Annotated in this window: 18 protein-coding genes; 15 read left to right on the plus strand and 3 right to left on the minus strand. The window is 61.6% G+C overall.

The genetic code is table 11. From position 1 onward, the window contains the following. The 9 genes from OKW43_RS35830 to OKW43_RS35870 all read left to right on the plus strand — a co-directional run bounded on the left by OKW43_RS35830 (window position 1) and on the right by OKW43_RS35870 (window position 10,192). Window positions 1–1,143: a CaiB/BaiF CoA transferase family protein gene (locus OKW43_RS35830; protein ID WP_429453183.1), complete on the plus strand. Its 1,143-nt coding sequence runs from the start codon at window positions 1–3 to the stop codon at window positions 1,141–1,143. Window positions 1,144–1,186: 43 nt separating this feature from the next. Further along, complete coding sequence (locus OKW43_RS35835; RefSeq protein ID WP_429453185.1) at window positions 1,187–2,386, plus strand: acyl-CoA dehydrogenase family protein; 1,200 nt, start codon at window positions 1,187–1,189, stop codon at window positions 2,384–2,386. 31 nt (window positions 2,387–2,417) lie between these two features. Then, window positions 2,418–3,572: an acyl-CoA dehydrogenase family protein gene (locus tag OKW43_RS35840; protein WP_429453187.1), complete on the plus strand. Its 1,155-nt coding sequence runs from the start codon at window positions 2,418–2,420 to the stop codon at window positions 3,570–3,572. A gap of 34 nt (window positions 3,573–3,606) precedes the next feature. Continuing rightward, a complete protein-coding gene (locus OKW43_RS35845; protein ID WP_429453189.1) occupies window positions 3,607–4,773 on the plus strand; it encodes an acyl-CoA dehydrogenase family protein in 1,167 nt (388 codons plus the stop codon). Window positions 4,774–4,789: 16 nt separating this feature from the next. Then, window positions 4,790–5,596, plus strand: a complete 807-nt coding sequence (locus OKW43_RS35850; protein ID WP_429453191.1) for an enoyl-CoA hydratase — start codon at window positions 4,790–4,792, stop codon at window positions 5,594–5,596. A 19-nt stretch (window positions 5,597–5,615) separates the two neighbouring features. After that, the gene (locus OKW43_RS35855) at window positions 5,616–6,485 is read left to right on the plus strand and encodes a MaoC/PaaZ C-terminal domain-containing protein (protein WP_187633590.1); all 870 of its coding nucleotides are present in this window, start codon (window positions 5,616–5,618) and stop codon (window positions 6,483–6,485) included. A 54-nt stretch (window positions 6,486–6,539) separates the two neighbouring features. After that, window positions 6,540–7,748 carry an acyl-CoA dehydrogenase family protein gene (locus OKW43_RS35860; RefSeq protein ID WP_429453194.1) on the plus strand — a complete coding sequence of 403 codons (1,209 nt, stop codon included), beginning with the start codon at window positions 6,540–6,542 and terminating at the stop codon, window positions 7,746–7,748. A 9-nt stretch (window positions 7,749–7,757) separates the two neighbouring features. After that, window positions 7,758–8,891 (plus strand): acyl-CoA dehydrogenase family protein, encoded by a 1,134-nt coding sequence (locus OKW43_RS35865; RefSeq protein WP_187633588.1) that lies wholly within the window; start codon window positions 7,758–7,760, stop codon window positions 8,889–8,891. 71 nt (window positions 8,892–8,962) lie between these two features. Next, entirely contained in the window at window positions 8,963–10,192 is a 1,230-nt protein-coding gene (locus tag OKW43_RS35870) for a cytochrome P450 (protein WP_429453196.1), read from the plus strand. Between the two features lie 143 nt (window positions 10,193–10,335). Here OKW43_RS35870 and OKW43_RS35875 read toward each other — a convergent pair whose 3' ends face one another. Next, on the minus strand, window positions 10,336–10,995 hold the full coding sequence (locus tag OKW43_RS35875) for a TetR/AcrR family transcriptional regulator (RefSeq protein ID WP_429453198.1): 660 nt from the start codon (window positions 10,993–10,995) through the stop codon (window positions 10,336–10,338). Between the two features lie 1,290 nt (window positions 10,996–12,285). On the opposite strand from OKW43_RS35875, the gene OKW43_RS35880 reads away from it, so the two are divergent. The 4 genes from OKW43_RS35880 (at window position 12,286) to OKW43_RS35895 (ending at window position 19,209) form a co-directional block, all read left to right on the plus strand. Further along, complete coding sequence (locus OKW43_RS35880) at window positions 12,286–13,983, plus strand: DUF1302 domain-containing protein (protein ID WP_429453200.1); 1,698 nt, start codon at window positions 12,286–12,288, stop codon at window positions 13,981–13,983. Window positions 13,984–13,997: 14 nt separating this feature from the next. Beyond that, window positions 13,998–15,347, plus strand: coding sequence for a DUF1329 domain-containing protein (locus OKW43_RS35885; protein WP_312892538.1), 1,350 nt, complete (start codon window positions 13,998–14,000; stop codon window positions 15,345–15,347). Window positions 15,348–15,651: 304 nt separating this feature from the next. Further along, window positions 15,652–16,716, plus strand: a complete 1,065-nt coding sequence (locus OKW43_RS35890) for a WD40/YVTN/BNR-like repeat-containing protein (protein ID WP_429453203.1) — start codon at window positions 15,652–15,654, stop codon at window positions 16,714–16,716. A gap of 12 nt (window positions 16,717–16,728) precedes the next feature. After that, window positions 16,729–19,209 (plus strand): efflux RND transporter permease subunit, encoded by a 2,481-nt coding sequence (locus OKW43_RS35895; protein WP_429453205.1) that lies wholly within the window; start codon window positions 16,729–16,731, stop codon window positions 19,207–19,209. 134 nt (window positions 19,210–19,343) lie between these two features. Here the strand turns inward: OKW43_RS35895 and OKW43_RS35900 are convergent, their stop codons facing one another. Together OKW43_RS35900 and OKW43_RS35905 are read right to left on the minus strand one after the other, a co-directional pair. Beyond that, window positions 19,344–20,126: a glucose 1-dehydrogenase gene (locus OKW43_RS35900; RefSeq protein WP_429453207.1), complete on the minus strand. Its 783-nt coding sequence runs from the start codon at window positions 20,124–20,126 to the stop codon at window positions 19,344–19,346. 31 nt (window positions 20,127–20,157) lie between these two features. Continuing rightward, on the minus strand, window positions 20,158–21,168 hold the full coding sequence (locus OKW43_RS35905) for a zinc-dependent alcohol dehydrogenase family protein (RefSeq protein WP_429453209.1): 1,011 nt from the start codon (window positions 21,166–21,168) through the stop codon (window positions 20,158–20,160). 137 nt (window positions 21,169–21,305) lie between these two features. Between OKW43_RS35905 and OKW43_RS35910 the strand changes: the two genes are divergently transcribed. Together OKW43_RS35910 and OKW43_RS35915 are read left to right on the plus strand one after the other, a co-directional pair. Next, the gene (locus OKW43_RS35910) at window positions 21,306–22,055 is read left to right on the plus strand and encodes an electron transfer flavoprotein subunit beta/FixA family protein (RefSeq protein ID WP_429453211.1); all 750 of its coding nucleotides are present in this window, start codon (window positions 21,306–21,308) and stop codon (window positions 22,053–22,055) included. Window positions 22,056–22,057: 2 nt separating this feature from the next. Continuing rightward, window positions 22,058–22,990 (plus strand): electron transfer flavoprotein subunit alpha/FixB family protein, encoded by a 933-nt coding sequence (locus OKW43_RS35915; protein WP_429453213.1) that lies wholly within the window; start codon window positions 22,058–22,060, stop codon window positions 22,988–22,990. Window positions 22,991–23,085 lie beyond the last annotated feature (95 nt).

Here is a 23,085-nt window from a genome sequence, read left to right on the forward strand (position 1 = left end):
ATGGGTCCGCTTGCAGGAGTTCGAATCATCGAGCTGGCCGGCATCGGCCCGGGGCCCATGGCGGCGATGCTGCTCGCCGATCTGGGTGCGACGGTGTTGCGCATCGAGCGTCGCCAGCCGGTCAAGCTCGGTATCGAGCGTCCGCTGCGCTACAACCTGTTGCTGCGCAACCGAAAGACGATTGCGCTCGACCTGAAAGACCCGGCGGCCGTCGAACTCGTGCTCACGCTAGTGGAGCGCGCCGATGCCCTGATAGAAGGTTTCCGACCCGGCGTGACCGAGCGACTCGGGCTGGGTCCGCAGGCCTGCCTCGAACGCAATCTGAAGCTCGCTTACGGACGCATCACGGGATGGGGCCAGGAAGGTCCGCTCGCGCAGTACGCCGGGCATGACCTGAACTACATCGCGATCACCGGCGTCCTCAACGCAATTGGCCGCCGCGATCAGCCGCCGTCGATACCGCTGAATCTGATCGGCGACTATGCGGGCGGTTCGCTGTATCTTGCAATGGGGCTCCTGTCGGCGATCCTGCACGCGCGTAACGGCGGCGCGGGACAGATCGTGGATGCCGCGATCGTCGACGGCACGGCCAACCTTGCAACCACGTTCTTCGGCATGCAGGCTGCCGGAATCTGGCGTGACGGGCGCGGGACGAATATCACGGATTCGGGATCGCATTTCTACGACGTTTATGAATGCGCGGACGGCAAGTGGATCACGGTCGGTCCCATCGAGGACAAGTTCTATCTCGAACTGCTCCGCCTGCTCGACATCGATCCGCAAACGCTGGGTACGCAGCTCGACGCAAGCAACTGGCCCGCCGCGCGCGCACTGTTCGCGCTGAAATTCAAGCACCGCACACGCGAGCAATGGACCACGTTGCTCGCGCACACGGACGCGTGCTTCGCGCCGGTTCTGTCGTGGACCGAGGCACCCGAGCATGCGCATCTGAAGGCGCGCGGCACGTTCATCGAAGTGGACGGCATCGTGCAGCCCGCGCCGGCGCCGCGCTTCTCCGCCACCGTGCCCGCGAAGCCGACGGCGCCCGAGGCGCCCGACGCGACCACGATCGACGCCGCGCTGGCGGCATGGCTCGAACCGGGCCGCGTTGGCGAGTTGAAAGAAGCGGGAACGCTGGCCTGAGCCGCACCCGGCAGGCGACCCATAAAGACGAAACGAGACACTCATGGATCTGCGATATACCGACGAAGAGCTGGCGTTCCGCAATGAGGTCAGAGCCTTCTTCAAGGAAGCGCTGCCGGCCGACATTCGACGCAAGGTCACCTTGGGGCAGCGCTATTCGGCGGCCGACCTGCGCCGCTGGCAACGCATTCTCTACGAGCGCGGCTGGGCGACGCCAGCGTGGGACAAGGCGTGGGGCGGGACGGGCTGGAGCGCGGTGCAGCAATACATCTTCAAGGAAGAGCTGCACATGGCCCCGGCGCCCGAGACGCTGTCATTCAATGTGAACATGATCGGTCCGGTTTTGATCGCGTTCGGCGGCGAACAGCAGAAGCGCGATTTCCTTCCTCGTATCGCGAGCCTCGAATACTGGTTCTGCCAGGGATTCTCCGAGCCCGGCGCCGGTTCGGACCTGGCCGCGCTGCGGACCCAGGCGGTGCGCGACGGGGACCACTACGTGATCAACGGCCAGAAGCTCTGGACTTCGACGGCGCATCACGCGGACTGGATGTTCTGTCTCGTACGCACGGATTCGAGCGGCAAGAAACAGCAGGGCATCACGTACCTGCTGATCGACATGAAGACACCGGGCCTGACCGTGCGCCCGATCATCACGATCGACGGCCACCATGAAACCAACGAGGTGTTCTTCGACAACGTGCGCGTGCCGGTTGCGAATCGCATTGGCGAGGAAAGCAAGGGTTGGGACTACGCGAAGTATCTGCTCGGCAACGAGCGCAGCGGGATTGCGCGCGTGGGCGTGTCGAAGATGCGCGTGCGTCACGCGAAGGACCTGGCGAAGCGCGTGCCCTGTGGCGACGGTGTGCTATGGGATGACCCGCGTTTTCGCGAACGTGTCGCGGCCGTCGAGGTGGAACTGAAGGCTTTGGAGATGACGCAGATGCGGGTGATCGCCGAGGGCAGTGCGCAGCAGAGCCACGTGCCCGACCCGAAGACTTCGATTCTGAAGATCAAGGGTTCGGAGCTGCAGCAACTCGCGGCTGAATTGCTCCTCGAGGTGGCAGGGCCGGATGCTCTACCGCTCGATCTCGACTTCCTGCGTGGGCTCGCCGATCCGGTTCGCGAACCCGAATGGGCGCTCACCGTCGCGCCGAATCACTACTTCGCGCGTCATGTTTCGATTGTGGGCGGCTCCAACGAGATTCAGAAGAACATTCTCGCCAAGTCCGTACTCGGACTTTGAGGGACGGGCGAACTGCGGAGAACCATCAGATATGGACTTTGATTTCACCGATGAACAACGCATGCTCAAGGACAGCGTCGAGCGGCTCGTCAAAGACGAGTACGGGTTCGAACAGCGCGCGAAGTATCTCACTGAGCCGGACGGTTTCAGCCGCGAGCTTTGGGCGCGTTACGCCGACATGGGTCTGTTGGGCCTTTCGTTTGACGAGGAGTACGGCGGCAGCAACTGCGGCCCTGTCGAAACGATGATCGTGATGGAGGCGTTGGGCCGCGCTCTCGCGGTCGAACCCTATCTGGCGACGGTCGTGCTGGGCGGCGGCTTGGTGCGGCTTGGCGGCAACGCGGCGCAACGCGCGGCGATTCTGCCGCGGATTGCGCAAGGCGAGTTGCAGATGGCGTTCGCGCACAGCGAGGCGCAGGCGCGGTACGACCTCGCGGACGTTGCGACCACCGCACGGCGCGAAGCCACCGGCTGGGTGCTCGACGGCGCCAAGCGCGTTGTGCTCCACGGCGGCAGCGCCGATGTTCTGGTGGTGTCGGCGCGCGTGTCCGGCGGCAGGCGCGAGCGTGACGGCATCGGGCTGTTCGTGGTCAGGGCCGACGCGCAGGGCGTGACGCGCCACACGTATCCGACGCAAGACCGGCTGCGTGCGGCCGACGTTGAGTTGTCGGGGGTGCGCGTTCCGGATAGCGACGTTCTGGGCGTGGCGGGCGCTGCGTTGCCGCTGATCGAAACGGTCGTTGCGCACGCGATCGCGGCAGTGAGCGCGGAAGCCGTGGGCGCGATGGCCGCCGCGCACGAGGAAACCGTGGAGTACCTGAAGGTCCGCAAGCAATTCGGGGTGCCTATCGGATCATTCCAGGCGCTCCAGCATCGTGCAGTCGACATGCTCGTCATGGTGGAGCAGGCGCGCAGCATGGCGCTCTTCGCGACCATGATGAGCGAGGAGCCGGACGCGGCCGAACGCGATCGCAGTATGTCGGCGGCGAAAGTGCAGATCGGACGCTCGGGCCGCTTCGTGGGTCAGCAAGGCGTGCAACTGCACGGCGGCATCGGGATGACTGAAGAGTGCAGGATTGGCCACTACCTGAGACGCCTGAGCGTGATCGACATCCAGTTCGGTTCGACCGAACATCATCTGACCCAGCTCGCCAATGCCGGCGGACTGATCGATGCAGCAGCGTGAGCCGCGCGTCCAGTCAAGAAAACGGAAACCATTCATGAGCCGAATTTCCCCACCCGATCAATATCAGGAACTGCGCGACGCCTTGCGTGACCTCTCGAAGGCGTACCCCGACGAGTACTGGCGCCGCATCGATCACGAGCGTGTCTATCCCGAGGCGTTTGTGGACGCGCTGACGAAGGCCGGCTGGATGGCCGCGCTGATCCCTCAGGAGTATGGCGGTTCAGGTCTCGGGTTGACCGAGGCGTCTGTGATCATGGAGGAGATCAACCGCAACGGCGGCAACTCCGGGTTCTGCCACGGTCAGATGTACAACATGAATACGCTCTTGCGTAACGGCTCGGAAGCACAAAAGCGCAAGTACCTTCCCAGGATCGCGTGCGGCGAACTGCGCCTGCAGTCGATGGGCGTGACCGAGCCGACCACGGGAACAGACACCACGAAGCTGAAAACCACTGCCGTGAAGAAAGACGGCCGCTACGTGGTCAATGGCCAGAAGGTATGGATTTCGCGCGTGCAGCATTCGGACATGATGATCCTGCTCGCACGCACCACGCCGTTGTCGGACGTGAAGAAGAAGTCGGATGGGCTGTCGTGCTTTCTCGTGGACCTGCACCAGGCTATCGGCAATGGCCTGACCGTGCGGCCGATTCCGAACATGGTCAATCACGAGACGAACGAACTGTTCTTCGACAATCTGGAGATTCCCGAAGAGAACCTGATCGGCGAGGAAGGCAAGGGCTTCAAGTACATCCTCGACGGACTCAACGCCGAGCGCGCACTGATCGCGGCCGAGTGCATCGGCGACGGCTACTGGTTCGTCGAGCGCGCGTCGAAGTACGCCAGCGAGCGTATCGTGTTCGACCGGCCCATCGGCATGAACCAGGGTATCCAGTTCCCGATCGCCGAGGCCTACATCGACGTGCGCGCGGCGGATCTGATGCGCTACAAGGCCTGCGAACTGTTCGACAATCATCAGCCGTGCGGCGCGGAAGCGAACATGGCGAAGCACCTCGCGGCCACGGCTTCGTGGAAAGCCGCGAATGCCTGTCTGCAGACCCATGGCGGCTTCGGTTTCGCCTGCGAATACGACGTCGAGCGCAAGTTCCGCGAAACCCGGCTCTATCAGGTGGCGCCGATATCGACGAACCTGATTCTGTCCTACGTCGCCGAGCACGTGCTCGACCTGCCGCGTTCATTCTGAGCTTTGGAGGGATCTGATGCGCTTCGAGACCATTCTGTACGACGTCCAGGACCGTGTAGCGACGATCACGCTGAACCGTCCGGAACACATGAACACCTGGAACGACCAGGTGGCGACCGAAGTGTACGAGGCGATGCAGGCGGCGGGCTCGGACCATGGCGTGCGCGTGATCGTTTTCACCGGCGCGGGCAAGGCGTTTTGCGCGGGCGGCGATATTCACAGCTTCGGCGGCGACCCCGCCGCGCTGATGACGAAGTTGCCGCGCCCATTCGACATGCGCAAGCGCGCCGACTGGCAGACGCGCTGCTCGTATTACCCGGCCATACCGAAGCCGGTGATCGCGATGCTCAACGGCGCGACCGTCGGCATTGGGCTGATTCACGCGCTCTTCTGCGACATCCGGTTTGCGTCGGAAGACGCCACCATGACGACAGCATTCGCGCGCCGCGGTCTGAGCGCGGAGTACGGCATGGCCTGGATACTCGCACGCCACGTGGGCCAGGCGCATGCGCTCGACCTGCTGCTGTCGGGACGCAAGATCAAGGGGCGCGAAGCCGAACGGATGGGACTCGTGAATCGGGCGATTCCGGCGGACAAGCTGGCCGAGCAGACCTACGCCTACGCGCGAGAAATGGCCGAGTACTGCTCACCGCGCTCGATGCGCATCATGAAGGAGCAGGTCTGGGAGGTGCCGTTCCAGACGCCCCATGAGGCGGTGATGCACGCCGGGTTGGACATGCCGATCGCCAACCAGGGCGATGACTACAAGGAAGGCATGGCGAGCTTCCTGGAGAAGCGCAAGCCCAACTTCACCGACTATTGAGCACATACAGGACTGCCTCATGCTGAACTACGAAGTCGTCAAGAACTGGCCTATCGAAGATGTCACGCAGACGTACAGCGAGCGCGACGTGATGCTGTACTCGCTGGGTCTCGGACTGGGCGCAGACCCGCTGGACGCCGAACAGCTGCGCTACGTCTACGAAAAGGACCTGCAAGCGATGCCGACCTGCGCGGCCGCGTTCGCGTGGCCGAAATCGTGGATGCGCGATCCGCGCACGGGCATCGACTACCTGAAGCTCGTGCACGGTGAGCAGGACGTTCGTTTCGTGCGTCCGATGCCGGTTGCAGCGACCATCGTCAGCAAGACGCGCGTGAGCCGCATCTCGGACAAGGGCGCAGGCAAGGGCGCGATCGTCGAGCTCAAGCGTGACATCATCGACGCCTCGACGGGCGAGCAACTCGCCGAAGTGCGACAGGTGTCCTTTCTGCGCGGCGACGGCGGGTTCAGTGCGGAGTCGGGCACGAGCGATGCGCCGCCCGAAGCGCTTCCCGCTGTGCCGGAGCGCGCACCGGATGCGGAGTACGTCTTTTCGACCGGTGCCCACGCTGCGTTGATCTATCGCCTGTCGGGTGATGCCAACCCGTTGCATGCGGACCCGGAGGTGGCGTCGAAGGCCGGCTTCAGCCGGCCCATTCTTCACGGCCTCGCGACCTACGGTATGGCGGGTTATGCGGCGATCCGCACGTTCGCGGGCAACGATGCAGCGCGTCTGAAGCGACTCGCCTTGCGGTTGACTTCGCCGGTATACCCGGGCGAAGAAGTGCGTTTTCAGTTCTGGCGGGACAGTGACACGCGCCTGCATCTGCGCGCGCGCGTCGACGCACGCGATGTGGCAGTGCTGAACAACGGTATCGTGGAAATCGCCTGAATCCGCGCCCGGCGGCGCCAATGCGCTTTGCCGGGCCGCGACTGGAGCCTGACGATGGACCTGAAAGAGAGTCCCGCCGACAAGGAATTTCGCGCCACGGTGCGCGAATTCGTCGCGACACATTTGCCCGACGAGATTCGTGAACGGGTGCTGAACTTCCGCCATGTGCCACGCGAAGACTATGTGCGCTGGCAACGCATTCTGGCTGACAACGGATGGGGCGCCCCGGCGTGGCCGGCGCAGTTCGGCGGCGCCGCGTGGAACGCCGCGCAGCGCAACATTTTCGACGAGGAATGCTTCACCGCCGGCGCGCCGCGCCAGATGCCGTTCGGCCTTTCGATGGTTGGACCCGTGATCCAGAAATTCGGCACCGACGCACAGCGCGAACGGTTCCTGCCGCGCATCATCTCGATGGCAGACTGGTGGTGTCAGGGTTACTCCGAGCCGGGAGCGGGCTCCGATCTGGCGTCGCTCAAGACGCGTGCGGACCGCGTCGAGCGAGACGGTCAATCGTTTTACGTCGTCAACGGCCAGAAGATCTGGACCTCGTTCGCGCAATGGGCGAACTGGATTTTCTGCCTTGTCCGCACCGATGGCAGCGGCCGGCCACAGGAGGGTATCTCGTTCCTGCTGATCGATATGGCGACGCCGGGTATCACTGTCAGACCCATCCGCACGCTCGATGGCGGCCACGACGTCAACGAAGTGTTCTTCGACAATGTGGAAGTGCCGGTGAGCAATCTCGTCGGCGAAGAGCATCGCGGCTGGTCGATCGCCAAGTATCTGCTCGGGCACGAGCGAACCAACATCGCCGGGCTTGGCAACTGCAAGCGTTTCATGCGGCGTCTGAAGGAGATTGCCAGCACCGAGCGTAAGCACGGTAAGCCGCTCATCGAGGACCTCCGCTTTCGCGATCGCATCGCCAGGGTGGAAATCGATTTGATCGCTCACGAATGGTCGCTTCTGCGCGTCGTCTCGGCCGAGACCGCGGGACGCCCTATCGGACCGGAAGCTTCGGTGCTGAAGATCCGCGGGTCCGAGATTCAGCAGGAGTTGACGGAGTTGATCATGGAGTGCGCAGGCCCCTATGCGGTGCCCTTTGTGAGCGAAGCGCTGGAGGCCGACTGGCGCGGCGAAACCGCGAACGGCGAGCTGCTCAACGCGCTGGCCGCGCACTATCTGGACTGGCGGAAGATTTCGATCTACGGCGGTTCGACGGAAGTGCAGAAAAACATCATCGCCAAACAGGCGCTCGGCATCTGAGGACACGCCATGGACTTCACGCTGGTTGAAGAGCAACAGATGCTGGCCGACGTCGTCGGCCGTTTCGTCGAAAAGGAGTACGACTTCGAGGCGAGGCGCCGTCTCGCCGCCACTCCCGAGGGCTGGTCGACTGCGCACTGGTCTACGCTCGCCGAAATGGGCGTGTTGGCGCTGAACGTGCCGCAGGATCATGGCGGCCTCGACACGGGCCCGGTCGAGACCATGCTCGTGATGGAGGCCTTCGGGCGTGGACTCGTACTGGAGCCGTTCGTTTCGACGGCCGTAATCGGCGCGAAGCTGATCGGGCGCGCGGGACACGAGGCGCGCAAGGCGGCGTGGCTGGCTGGTATCGCGGACGGCAGCCTGAAGACCGCGCTGGCGACGCTTGAACCGGGCGCGCGTTTCGATTTGTGGAATGTTGCGATGAGGGCCGAGCCAACGCCCGACGGGTTCATCCTGAATGGGCGCAAAGGCGTCGTACTGCATGGCGATAGCGCGGACCTTCTGCTGGTTTCGGCGCGCACCGCAGGCGAGCAGACCGACAAGCACGGCATCACGCTGTTCGCGGTCGATGCGCGAACGCAAGGCGTCAGCGTCAAAGGTTTTCCGGCACTCGACGGGCAGCGTGTCGCCGAGGTGGTGCTGGACGGCGTGCGCGTCGATGCACAGGCTGTGATCGGCGCCATCGATCAGGGCTATCCCTTGCTCGAGTGGACCGTCGATCAAGGCATTTTCGCGCTGTGCGCGGAAGCGGTGGGCGCGATGTCGCGGCTGACCGATCTGACCTTTGAATACCTGCGCACGCGAAAGCAGTTCGGTTCGCCGATCGGCAAGTTCCAGGCGCTGCAGCATCGCGCCGCCGATATTTTGACGGCCGTAGAGCAGGCGAGATCGATGGTCTACTTTGCCGCGGCGAAACTTGGCGATGACGACGAGCTGGAAGCCCATCGTGCTGTGACTGCCGCAAAGGCGCTGATTGGCCGTAGTGCACGCTTCGTCGCGCAGCAAGCGGTGCAACTGCACGGCGGGATGGGCATGACGGACGAACTGGCGGTGGGGTGGTACGTGAAGCGGCTCACCTGCATCGACATGACTTGGGGAAACACCGAACACCATATCGAGCTGTACGGCGCGTTCCTCTAATTGCAGTTAAGCAAACCAGAACAACGGTTACGACGGCCCATACCGGTCGATTTGAAGAAAGGAGACAACTGATGTCAGTAGCTGATCATGGCGCGACTCCGGAGCTGACGCCGGTTCCCGCGCACGTATCGCCTGAGCGAGTGTTCGACATCGATATCTACAATCCGCCGGGTGCTGAAGACGACTACCATCTGTCGCTCAAGCGATTGCATGCCGAAGGCATTCCCGACATTCTGTGGACACCCCGCAACGGCGGACACTGGGTCGCGACGCGCGGTGATGACATCTATCACATCCTCAAGGACTACGAGAATTTCTCGTCGAAGCAGCTCACGGTGCCGCTGGTCGAGCATCAACCGTTGCCGCCGATCTTCTTCGATCCTCCGCAGCACACTGCCTATCGCGCGCTGATCGCGCCAGCGTTCATGCCGCAGGCGATCGGCAAGCTCGAGGAGAAGGCGCGCGAAATGGCGATCGAACTGATCGAGGGCTTTTATCCCAACGGCGAGGTGGAATTCGTATCGGGCTTTGCGCAGCATCTGCCGATCGGCATTTTCATGAACATGGTTGCGTTGCCCGCTGAGGATCGCGAGTACTTGCTCGGCCTCGCCGACAAGATGGTCCGACCGGTCGATGCCAACGAGAAGCTCCAGGCGCTGGGTGCGATTTTCCAGTACCTGGGAGTGAAGATTGCGGAACGCCGCGCGAACCCGGGTGACGACCTGATCAGCAAGATCGTCCATTCGAAAATAGACGGGCGCTCGCTCACCGACGAAGAAGTGCGCGGGCTTTGTGGTCTCGTGCTGATCGGCGGCCTCGACACGGTTGCCTCGGCAATGGGCTTTATCGCGCGGTTCCTCGCCGGCAGCCCGGCCCACCGCAAGCAGCTCATCGACAACCCCGATCTGACGCAGAAGGCCGTGGACGAGCTTCTGCGACGTTTCCCGGTGGTCAATCAAGGGCGGCGAATCACACACGATTTCGAGTACAAGGGCGTACCTATGAAGGCGGGCGACATGATCATCATGCCGACTACGCTGCACGGTCTGGACGACCGAAAGTTCGACGATCCGCTGAACGTCGATTTCACTCGCCCCACGCCGATTCATTCGACGTTCGGCAATGGTGCGCATCGTTGTCCCGGCTCGTTCCTTGCACGCGTGGAGTTGAAGGTTTTCCTTCAAGAGTGGCTAAAGCGCATTCCGGATTTCCAGATCAAGCCTGGCGAGAAGGCGGGCGTGCACGGAGGTGTGAACGGCACGCTGTACCACTTGCCTCTTGTCTGGGAGGTGGTCCGCTGACGATCGGTCGCCATGGCCTGAGTGAGCCGTTGCGTCTACCTGCGTATCTGGAAGGCGGTCAGCGGCTCGGTGCGCGCGTCAGATGGCGCGCGCCGACCGCTCCATTTGGGCGCGACCCTGGCCTAGGCACCTGCCCTGCAGTTTTATGGAGACGCTTTGCTCAACGCCCGCCAGACGACCTTCATGGCGTGACGGAATGAGTCCGCATTAACTGTGTCCGCGTCGGACCGGCGAAGAAAGACGACCAGACCTTGCAGATGTGAAAGGAGTAGGGCGCCGCGCAACGTGCATTCTCCCGACGGCAAGGTTGGGTTGATCTGCGCGATCAGTTCCGCCAGGAGACCCTGAAAATCCGCAGTAGATTTTGCCATCAGGGCATGCAGAAAGGGCTCATGCTCTGCCAGACTCCAGGATTCCAGCACAAAGGCGCTAACGCGATTTCCGCCGTTTGCCGTCAGTACAGAGAACGCTTCGTCGACGATGACATCCAGTCGCGCCTCCGGTGGTCGGGATCTGTCTTCGGCGATCGTCCGATAGTGCTCGAAATAGCGGTCCGTGTATGCCTCGATCGTGGCCCGCAATAGTTCTTCGCGGGTGCTGAAGTAGTGCTGCAAGGTCCTCAGTCGAATCCCTGCCTCGCTGGCGATGCGGCGTTGAGTGAAACCAGCGTTACCTTCGGATGCGAAGACCTCGATCGCCACTTCGATGATGGCGGGCACGCGGGTCGTTCTGTTCCCGCGCCGTTTGGGCCCGTCTGCTGCGGTGTTGCCGAGGTCTGCCGATGAGATGGTCAGGTCTTTCATCTGTTGTGCTCTCCTTGGCGTCTGCTGTCCTCGCGCTTGTTTGCCAGTCCGGGATGTGTATCTGCGGGCTATGCCCTACGTGATACGAGCGACGTTCGATCCTGATCGGGCAGCGCCGGCATTAATCTGATGATAGTCAGATGACGAATAAATATGCGTCTGCCGACTAATTAGCTTTTAGATAAAGTCTGATCACGTCACTCGCGACATCACACATCCTACCGGAATAAAGGGTAGGTTTGTCCATACCAGCATTTCCCCTGGTGTCATCTGGGCTTGATAATGGGTCGGCTGACTACTAGTATTTAGTCAACCGACACATTACGTCGGAACCCGGCCATTCCCGCTGTGTCGCAAGCCGAAGCAGCAAATACGCAGGGTTTGGGGTTGGCTGGTTAGCGTCGCCAATATGCGTTCGCGGTTGTGATGTCAGCAGCGCGCACAGGGCGGTAGAAGGAGCTGGACATGAAGCTTGGGGAAAGTTCTTTGCGTTCGCTGATCGACAAGTGGATTGCGCCCACTGCAACCACCTCGGTGCACATCACCCGATGCACTTTCGCAAATTCAGGCCAGACGAAATGTGTACTTGCGCGGTCGTCCGCCGCTGAGAACGCTTTCGCGATATTCTTCTTTCGGCACGACGACGGGGCATGGCGCGTGTTCCCGCCTCCTCCCCGCAAACCAGAAAGGCACTTCTACGCAGCAACGGGATAAGGGATTCGTCTGATCGCGGTCCATGACCAGCCTGTACAAAAGGACTGCCAAGGAAACTGATCCGATCGCACAAGCGTTTTCGGCTGCTTCCGCGATTCGTCCTGCTTTCGCGCTGCGTCCGGCCTGCCTATCGATTCATCATCCGCTCTGACGGTTTTCCGAAAGCCATCCATGGTTTGCATCGCCAATCTGCGCAGTCGAAGCGGACACCTCGCCAATGGAAGCGTCACCACTGTCTCGTCAGCGTCACGCGCTCCGCGCGCATTGGGCACCAGTGCGATTCTGGCCATGCGCGGACCGCTTCGAGTTCATCAACGAACTCAAATCCACGTTTACCCCGCATTTAGAAAGTCGTTCGGAAAATTGCATCACTTAGGGGTGAGCGAGCGTTGACAGTCGAGTTTCGAGCGTTTATCTTTCCGAACAGCATTCGCATTCTGGTGACGCGGTTGGAAGGATCTGAGACGCGATGCTGACGAGGTAGGGAGGCCGGTTTCGCTTCATTGCAAAAGTCTGCGGCAGTCCAACGGCCTTGGGCCCTTCCTGCGGCAGCTCGACAAAGACAAGAGGAGACGCATGAAACAGAAGACTCTAAAGCCAAGTGCGATCAGCCTTGGCGTGCACGCGACCTGCATCGCTGCAGCGTGCGGGTTGTGGAGCGCGAACGCCAACGCCTTCCACTTCGATGTGCCGAACCCGGACATCGACATGGAATGGGACAACACGTTGCGTGCGGACTACGACATCCGGCTTCAGAACCCGAGCCACTTCTACACGAACAGCCCGACCTACGACGAAGGCGATCTGTCGACACCGAAGTTCAGCACGATCCAGTCGATGCTGAACCTCTACAGCGAATTCGATTTCAAGTACAAGGAAACGACCGGCTTCCGCATCAGTATGGACGCGTGGTACGACCCGACGTTCAAGAATCACAATACGAGCAATCCTGCATTTCCTCCGAACTATCCGAATAACGAGTACACCAGCTACGTCAAGAAGTACTACCAGGGGCCGAGCGCCGAGCTGCGTGATGCGTTCGTGTTCCACACGTTTGACCTCGGTGGTCACTCGGTCAACGTCAAGCTCGGCCGGACTGCGGTCACCTGGGGGCAGTCGGCGTTTGCCACGCTGGGGGGCGCGAACTCGGTGGCCATCGGTCAGCAGCCGCTCGACCTGATGAAACTGACGCAAAGCCCGAGCGCTTCGCTGAAGGAAATCGTGTTGCCGACGGCTCAGGCCAATGTGACGACGAACATTACCGACACGTTCTCCCTCGGCGCACAGTACACGTTCGAATGGAATCACGATCGGCTGCCTGAAGGCGGCACGTATTTCGGCGGCGCGGATCCTATTCTTTACGGCCCTCCGATCGCCAGCTACCAAAACATTCCGGGGCTGGGCACATTCGCGATTCCGCGCATCGCGCCGACCAAAGGCCAGATCGGCGATATCGGCATCGACGGCAAGTGGCGCGTCGATTCGATCGCAACGACCTATGAATTCACATACCGCCACTTCGCGATGAAGATGCCATGGGCGGCGGTGCTACTCCCGGGTGCGGGACCGGAACTCTTCCCAGGCACCAACCTTCCTGGTGTTACGGCGAAGTACGGCAACGACGTGAACCTGATCGGCGCTGGCTTCAACAGTGCGATCGGCAGCGCGGCAGTGGCAGGCGAGCTGTCGTATCGCTGGAACATGCCACTGAACGCCGTCAACACGACGACCGTCAATGATGCGCCGACGGGTCGCACGCTGCACGGCCTGCTGAACGTCACGCAGTCGTTCGGCAAGACGCCCGTGTGGGACAACATGTTCCTGCAGGCGGAATTCGCGTTCAACCAGCTGCTAAGCGTGCAATCGAATGCGCGGAACTTTGCCAATTCCAGCTATGACACCACGGGCCAATGTTCGGCATCGGGCAACTCCGCGTTTAACAACTGCTCGACGCGCTTCTGGGCCGGGATCGGCATTGGTGCGAGCCCGCAGTGGTATCAGGTTTTCCCTGGGGTTGATTTGACGATGCCACTGTTCGTTAATCTGAATCTGAAGGGCTACTCATCTGTCATCGCGCCAGCGGCCGAAGCACAGGGGCAGAACACCTTCGTGATCGGGCTTGATTTCACGATCTACAACAAGCATGAGGTGGACATTACCTACACCTACTACCTGAACAAGAAGGGGTACTCAACGGCGGGAGCCGCGACGGCGCTCGGTGCACCGTACAGCGACAAGTCGTGGATCGGCATCACCTATCAGACAACGTTTTGATGATGGAGGCACGTGTGAAAAGATTCCCAAAGCTTCTTAAGGCGCTGGCGATACTCGCCGCGGTTTGGGCCTCACCGTATACGCTGGCAATCGAGAGTGGGACCACGCCGTTCGGAGCGGAAATTGCCGGCAACAAGGACGGCACGATTCCCGCATACACGGGGGGCATCAAGGACTTTCCGACCGGGTTCAAGGCCGACTCCGGAAAATGGGCCGACCCGTTTCCTGGTGAAAAGCCGGTTCTGCAAATCACGGCTCAGAACTATCAGCAATACACCGACAAACTGAGCGCCGCCTCGATCGAGCTGTTCAAGCGCTATCCGACTTACCGGATGGACATTTACCCGACGCACCGCTCGGTTTCGTATCCGGACTGGTACCTTCAGAACTCGGAAAAGGACGCGGAAAGTGCCAAGCTCGAAAAAAATGGCCTTTATGTCGATGGGGCGTTCGGCGGCAAGCCGTTCCCGGTGCCGAAAAACGGACAGGAGGCGCTGTGGGACTGGGAAATGCGCTACGTCGGAACGGCCCAGAAAAACAACGTGAAGACGTGGCTCGTCGATTCGAGCGGCACGCCGATTCTTGCTGCGCAGTTCAAGAGCTCGCTGCAGTTTCCGTATTTCGAGCCGAAGTACGAAGCGGAGTTTCGCAAGAAGGGTCCCCTCGCGATCTGGTATCAGGTATATAACGACTACGCGTCACCGGCCCGCCTGATTGGCGACACGTCGCTCTTCTGGTACTTCACGGATTCGGCCGATCACGATCAGCAATCATGGGAATACAACCCAGGCCAACGCCGCGTGCGCGTGGCGCCCGATCTCGCCTACGACACGCCGAACCCCGGCTATTCCGGCGCGATCACGATGGACGACATCCAGTTGTTCTACGGCAAGATCGATCGCTGGAACGCGAAGCTGGTCGGCAAGAAGGAAATGTACATTCCGTACAACGACTACAAGCAGCAGTACGACACGCCGGCCAGCAAGATCACCACGCCGCATTTCGTGAATCCCGATTATGTCCGGTGGGAGCTGCACCGCGTATGGGTCGTGGAGTTGACGCTCAAGCCGGGTGCGCGTCACATCTACAGCAAGAAGACGCTGTACTTCGACGAGGATGGCGGCGGGGGAATGATGGATGCCTATGACCAGTCCGGCAAGCTCTATCGTGCCGGCTTTGAGACCACGGTTCCAGCGTATGACTACAAGGTGCCGTATTCGCTCGGTAACTGGTTCTACGACTTCAACAGCGGCATTTATATCTTCGGCAGCCATCCGGCGGACTCGCCCGGGATTTTCTTCAACGTGAACTTCTCGAACGACTACTTCACGCCGGAGCGTATGCAATCCGCGGGTGTGCGCTAATTGCGCGCCGAGTTGAGGATGAGGTATTGAGTGATGCGTCCCGCCCGGCTTGCCTGGCGGGACGCATCACCAGCAGGGGCGGGTTTGAGTCGTGCGCATCGAAAGTAGTGTTGTTCGCTTTTGGTATTGGATCAATCTGGAAACGGAGACAGTTTTGAAGAAGCACCGGATGTTGATTAAGGGCACGAGGAAGGAGCGCAGCACGTGCGCCGCGCCGGCTATGGCACGGCGCACAAAGAAGTTTTCATAAACAAGCTCAGGACTGTTCGCGTGATCGATCGCCAGTTACTGTGAAGGAGACGCAATGCGCAAGACCCTGTTTCGTTGGCTGGCACTCGCCGCCGCGGCATGCGCCGCGAGCGGGTCGGTCTATGCCGAATTCGCCGACCCGATGCGCTCGCCCGCCGTCATCAACCCGCAGGCCGCGCATGAACCGCTGATGGCGCTGGCGCAGGCCGGACAGCGCCTGGTCGCGGTAGGTCCGCGCGGAGCAATTCTCGTATCGGACGACGCGGCCATGCACTGGCGCCAGGTACAGGTGCCGGTGAGTTCCGATCTGGTGGCCGTTACGTTCAAGTCGGCCGCGCTGGGCTGGGCCGTCGGACACGACGGCGAGGTGCTCCATACCACCGACGGTGGCAATAGCTGGGCGCGACAACTCGACGGCCAGCAGGCGGCCAGGCTGATGAGCGAGTACTACGCGAAGCAACAGGGCGATTCACCCGATCTCAAGGCATCGCGCGAAGAGGCCGAGCGCTTTGAAGCAGACCATGGAGGCCGTCCGTTCCTCGACGTCTGGTTCGATGACGAGCGTTCCGGCTGGGTCATCGGTTCGTTCAACATCATTTTTCACACCGACGACGGTGGCAAGAGCTGGGTGCCCTGGTTCGATCGAGTTGACAATCCCAACGCGTTGAACCTGCATGCGATGCGCCGTATCAACGGCACGCTTTATATCGCGGGCGAACAGGGGCTGCTGCTCAAGCTCGATGCCGACAAGCAGCGTTTCGTCGCGGTGCCTACGCCGTCGAAGGGTAGCTTCTTCGGTCTCGCTTCCACGCACAACGCGATGATCGTCTACGGTCTGCTCGGCAACGCGTATCGCTCCACCGACGGCGGCGCGACTTGGGACAAGATCACGCTGCCGACCGGCGCGAGCATTCTCGCTTCGGCTGAACTGCCGAACGGTCACCTTATTCTCGCGACCCAAGCGGGTGAGCTGCTCGAGAGCGTCGACCAGGGGGCAACGTTTCATACACTCGGCGCGAGCCAGCCGGGCGGTATCTTCGCCATGGCGCTGCGCGGCGACACCGCGGTGCTGGCCGGCGCGGCCGGCCTGTCACGGATCGCATTGTCGAAGTCGCACTAAGGGGGAGCAGACATGGCTGGCGGTAACAATGCCCAATTCGACAAGATGCCCGTCGTGGCAGATCTTGCCCAGTTCGATTCACAGTCAGGCAACGCGCTTGAACGGTTGATCTTCAACCGCCGTCCCTGGCTCATCTTCATATGCGCGATCATCACCGCGGTGCTAGGGTTTCAGGCGCTGCGGCTCGAGGTGAATGCGAGCTTCGAGAAGATGATTCCGCTGTCGCATCCGTACATCAGGAACTATCTCGCCAACAAGGCGGACCTGAAAGGCCTCGGCAATTCGCTGCGGATCGTCGTCGAGAATCCCTCGGGCGACATTTACGATCCGAAGTATCTCGCCGCGCTGCGGCGTATCAATGATGCGTTGTTCCTGATTCCGGGCGTCGATCGTCCTGGCGTGAAGTCGATCTGGATGCCGATTGTTCGCTGGAATGTGGTCACCGAGCGCGGCTTTGCGGGCGGACCGGTGATGCCGGACGGGTTCGACGCGTCCGCGCAGGCTATCGGACAGCTACGAACGAACGTCGCGCGCGCCAACATCGTGGGCAGCATCGTATCGAATGATCTGCATTCGAGCATGATCCAGCTGCCGCTGCTCGATCATTATGCCGATACCGGCAAACCGCTCGACTACGCCAAGCTTTCACACCATATCGACGAGGTCATCAAGAACGAGGGGCACGGCGAGGTGCACGTGCACGTGGTGGGCTTCGCGAAGCTGATCGGCGATCTGATCCACGGTCTCAAGCTGGTGGCGATGTACTTCGGCGTGGCCGCGGCGATCGCCCTCGGCGTGATCTTTCTCTACACGCGCTGCTATCGCAGCACACTGCTAGTGGTGGCGTGTTCGCTGATTGCGGTGATCTGGCAGCTCGGCATCATTCGCACGCTCGGCTATGTGCTGGATCCCTATTCGGTGCTGGTGCCGTTCCTCGTTTTCGCTATCGGCGTGTCGCATGGCGCACAGAAGATGAACGGGATCACGCAGGACATTGGGCGCGGAACGCATCGCTATGTAGCGGCGCGCTACACGTTCCGGCGGCTCTTTCTCGCCGGTCTTACGGCGTTGCTCGCGGACGTGGTTGGCTTCGCCGTGCTGATGGTCATCGACATTCCGGTGATCAAGGATCTGGCGTTCACGGCGAGCGTTGGCGTGGGCGTGCTGGTGTTCACGAATCTGCTGCTACTGCCGGTACTACTCTCCTATGTTGGCGTAAGTCCCTCGGCTGCACGACGTAGTGTGCGCGGCGAACAGAACGACGCACGCGGCACCTCGTCGGCGGGCGCGCTGTGGAATCTGCTCGACCGCTTCACTGAACGGCGCTGGGCCGTGGGTGCGATCGTTTGCGCTGCGGCACTCACGGTGGCCGGCTGGTCGATCAGCCAGCATCTGCAGATCGGCGACCTCGATTCGGGCGCGCCGGAACTCAGGCCGGACTCGCGCTACAACCTCGACAACGCGTACACCAATGCGCATTTCGGCCTGTCGAGCGATCTTTTCGTCGTGGTCGGCAAGTCGTCGCACGGCACTTGCGACGCCAACAACTTCCCGCTCGTGCTCGAAGCCGACCGACTCGAAACCACGCTACGCGGGGTACCGGGCGTGCAGACAACGACGTCGGTCGGCGGTCTCGCGCGCTGGGTAACGGCGGGCTTTTACGAGGGCTACCCGAAGTGGTACACGATAGACCGCGTGCCTTCGATCGTAAACAAGACTGTGTGGCAAATCCTGCTCGATCATCCCGATCTGCTGAGCCAAACTTGCGGCACGGCGCCCGTCATTGCGTATCTGACCGACCACAAAGCCGCGACGCTGTCGCGCGTCATGGAGGCCGCGGAAGAATTCGCGAAAGCCCACAGCGACGCCGATCACCAGTTCCTGATGGTTGCCGGCTCGGCGGGTATCGATGCGGTGACGAACGTGGTCGTCGCGAAAGCGAATCGCACCATGCTGTTCATGGTGTATGCGGCGGTGATCTTGCTGTGCTTCATCACATTCCGCAGCTGGCGCGCGGTCGTGGTCGCCGTCGTGCCGCTCGGGATCACTTCGGTGCTGTGCGAGGCGCTGATGGTCAAGCTCGGCATCGGCGTGAAAGTGGCGACGCTGCCTGTGATTGCATTGGGCGTGGGGATTGGCGTCGACTATGCACTCTATCTGCTGAGCGTGCAGCTCGCGTATCAGCGTGCCGGGCAACCGCTGCGCGTAGCATATCGGCATGCGGTGCAGTTCACCGGCAAGGTCGTGGCGCTGGTCGGCGTAACGCTGGCTGCCGGCGTCGTGACATGGGCGTTCTCCCCGATCAAGTTCCAGGCCGACATGGGCATCTTGCTCACGTTCATGTTCCTGTGGAACATGATCGGCGCGCTGATCCTCATTCCGGCGCTGTCGCATTTCCTGTTGCAAGGAATATCGCGTAAGGCGGTGGCGAAGAGCGCCGCGGCCGGTCCCGCGAACGTCGAAGCCCGTAACGGCGAGGTGACGCTGCGGTAATGATGCTGTAACGCGCGCCGCTTTGCGCGCGGCACCGTCCGCGGTGCAAAAGAACTGGCCCGCGATCCGCCGGGATAGCGGGCCAGTCTGTGTTCAACTCAATCGGCGCGTTAGGGCGAGCGCCTCTCGCTTTTCTACACGACGGACATCGGGAAGCTCAGGATCTCCGAAACCCCGCCGTCGACCATCAGCATTTGCCCGTTCACGTAGGAGCTTGCCTCGGAGGCGAGAAACACGGCGACGCCACCGAGTTCTTCGGGGTTTCCCCAGCGGCCAACGGAGATATGCGAGCGCACGATCTCCTTCATTTGCGGATTCGACGTAACGGGCTCGGCCATATCGGTGAGGAAGTAGCCGGGGCAGATGCCGTTGCAACGAACGCCGTGCCGACCCAACTCTGCGCCGAGCGATTTCGTGAGTCCGGCAACGGCGTGTTTGCTCGCCACATACGCTTGAAGCTTCTCGCGGCCGAGCACCGACACATACGACCCGACGTTGATGATGCGTCCGTGTCCGCGTTCGATCATGGGGCGCGCCACTTCCTGCGCGAGCAGGTATGCGGCCGTGACGTTGGTATCCATCGTTCGTTGCCACATGTCTACGTTCGACTCGAAAAAATCGCTCCACTCGCAAATGCCCGCGTTGTTGAGCAGTACGTCGATGCGTCCGTGGCGCGCAAGGACGTTGCGAACGCCTTTTCGGATTGCGTTCCGATCGGTGAGGTCGAACGGTTCGATATCGACGTCGCCGCCCGCTTTGCGAATCGATTCCGCGGCGGTTTCGAGGCTTGTGCGCGAACGCGCGCAGAGGATCACGGCCGCACCCGCTGATGCCAACGCGGACGCCATCGCAAAGCCGAGACCGCGCGACGCGCCGGTGACGAGCGCAATCTGTCCTTCCAGTGAAAACAGTTTCATAGTCTGACTCCGTGGATCATGCGAAGGCTGATTACTGGTGGCGAATGACGATCTTGCCGAAATGCTTCTGGCTTTCGAGGTGCCGCAGCGCATCCGGCACATGCGCAAAGTCGTAAGCAGAGTCGATGACCGGCCTGAGTTCGTGCAATGCGATTGCGCGATTCATCGATTCGAAATCCTGACGGGAGCCGACGCGGATCGGCGCGATCGATACCCCGCGCGTGAAGAACCCTTCGCCGGGAGAAGGGGCGCCGGTCAGCAGCCCCACGACGCTGATCCGCCCGCCGTCCCGTGTGGCAGCAACGGAGTTGCCGAATGTTTGCGCGCCGCCCACCTCGACGACCAGATCGACTCCACGGCCATCGGTCAGGCTCAGCACGGCGTCGTCCCAATTCGGCGTGTCGCGGTAGTTGATCGTGGCGTCGGCACCGAGCTCGGTCAGGCGCTTGAGCTTCGTTTCGCTCGACGAGGTAGCGATCACGCGCGCGCCGAACAGACGTGCCAACTGCAGAGCGAAGATCGATACGCCGCCGGAGCCTTGCACGAGGACGGCTTGGCCCGGCAGCAGGGGCGCATGCTGGCATAGCGCGTTCCAGGCGGTGACGGCGGCGCAAGGCAGCGTTGCGGCTTCCTCGTCGGAAAGATGAGGCGGAGCACCAACCAGCTCCTCCTCGCTTAGTACGACCTTGTCGCGGAGCATACCTTCGACAATAGCGCCGCGGCCTAGGGTATCTGCGTGTTGCGGGCGCGCGCCGCCGTGCCAGTTCTCCGCGAAATTGGCGATCACTCGGTCGCCGGGCTTGAAGCGCCGTACGCCCGGACCGACGGCAAGCACGACGCCCGCGCCGTCCGAGGCCGGAATGAAGTTGGGTGCCATCCAGTCGCGAAATGCACCGTTCATCAGCAGCAGCTCGCGGAAATTCAGCGAACTGGCATTGACCTGCACCAGTACCTGATGAGCGCCGGGCGGCGCCGGATCGGGTTCCTCGCATAACGCCAGGCCCGCAATGCCTTCAAAACGCTCGCATCGATAAAGCTTCATTTGTCGTCTCCAGGGTGTTGAACGAGAGCGTCGAATTCCTTGTCGAGCGACGCTTTCCTCATTCTTCTCGTTGACAGGGGCAAAAAGGTGAGTTCAGAATATGGAACATTGTTCAACAAAGCGTTCGGAGCGTCAAATTGAAGATACTGGTCGCGGTGAAGCGCGTGATCGACTACAACGTGAAACCTCGGGTGAAATCAGACGGCTCGGGCGTCGATCTGGCCAACGTGAAAATGGCCATGAACCCGTTCGACGAGATCGCGGTGGAGGAGGCGGTGCGCCTGAAGGAAGCGGGCGTGGCGAGTGAAGTCGTCGTGGTATCGGCGGGAACCGCGCAATCACAGGAGGTACTGCGTACCGCACTCGCCATGGGGGCGGATCGCGCCGTGCTCGTGGAGAGCAATGAAGATCTGCAGCCGCTCGCAGTTGCCAAGCTGCTGGCCGCCGTGGCCGCACGGGAAACCCCGCAACTGGTGTTGCTCGGCAAGCAGGCCATCGACAACGACGCTGGCCAAACCGGGCAGAAGCTCGCCGCAATCCTCGGCTGGCCGCAAGCGACGTTCGCGTTCAAGACGGAAGTGGACGGTCAACAACTACTCGTCACGCGTGAGATCGATGGCGGGCTCGAACGCATCGCGCTCGATCTGCCGGCCGTGGTCACGACGGATTTGCGCCTCAATAGTCCGCGCTACGTGACGCTGCCCAACATCATGAAAGCCAAGAAGAAACTTCTGGAGACGCTGAGCCCCGAGGCGCTGGGCGTTGACGTCGCGCCTCGACTGAAGATTCTCGAAGTGACCGAGCCGCCGGCGCGTAAGGGCGGCGTGATGGTTCCGGACGTTGCAGCGCTGATTGAAAAGCTTCGAAACGAAGCGAAGGTGATCTGATCATGACGACTCTCGTAATCGCCGAACACGACAACGCAACCCTCAAGCGCGCCACGCTCAACGCCATCACGGCGGCGGGCGCAGCGGGCGGCGAGATTCATGTACTGGTGGCGGGCCACGGCGCGTCGGCCGTCGCGCAACAAGCTGCGAACGTCGCCGGCGTCGCCGAAGTGCTCGTCGCGGATGCACCCGAATACGCGCACGGGTTGCCGGAAAATCTCGCCGCACTAGTCGTTTCACTGGCCCGCACCTATACACATGTGATCGCAGCGTCCACGGCCGTGGGCAAAAACTTCATGCCCCGGGTGGCCGCGTTGCTCGACAGCGCGCAGATTTCCGATGTCGTTGCGTTCAAGGCACCTGATATTTTCGTGCGCCCGATCTATGCCGGCAATGCACTCGCAACGGTGCAATCCTCCGACCCGATCAAGGTCATCACGATTCGTCCGACCGCGTTCGATGCCGCATCCACCGGCTCGGCCACCGCGCCGCTATGCGCGGTTGCGTCGGCACCGGCTTTCGACAAGGCCCGTTTTGTCGGGCAGGAACTCACGAAGTCGAGCCGGCCGGAGCTTGCCGCAGCGAACATTGTGGTGTCGGGCGGGCGCGGCATGCAGAACGGCGACAACTTCAGGCTGCTCGACGCGCTTGCGGACAAGCTTGGCGCCGCGGTCGGAGCGTCGCGTGCGGCGGTCGACGCGGGCTTCGCGCCGAACGACTATCAGGTCGGTCAGACGGGCAAGATCGTCGCGCCTCAGTTGTATATCGCGGTGGGCATATCGGGGGCCATTCAGCACCTCGCCGGCATGAAGGACTCGAAAGTCATCGTCGCGATCAACAAGGACGCCGAGGCACCGATCTTTCAGGTCGCCGACTACGGTCTCACCGCCGATCTCTTCGACGCTGTCCCGGCGCTGACCGCTGCGCTCGATTGACGTTCGCCCGGATTGACAGCAATCCGCGCGTCAGCCTAGCATCTGAACGCCGTTCATAGAAATTGAACATATAGTTGCATATAGACCGCCAACCG

This window comes from Paraburkholderia sp. WC7.3g (assembly GCF_050436345.1).
In the GTDB taxonomy this organism is placed as follows: Bacteria; Pseudomonadota; Gammaproteobacteria; order Burkholderiales; family Burkholderiaceae; genus Paraburkholderia; species Paraburkholderia podalyriae.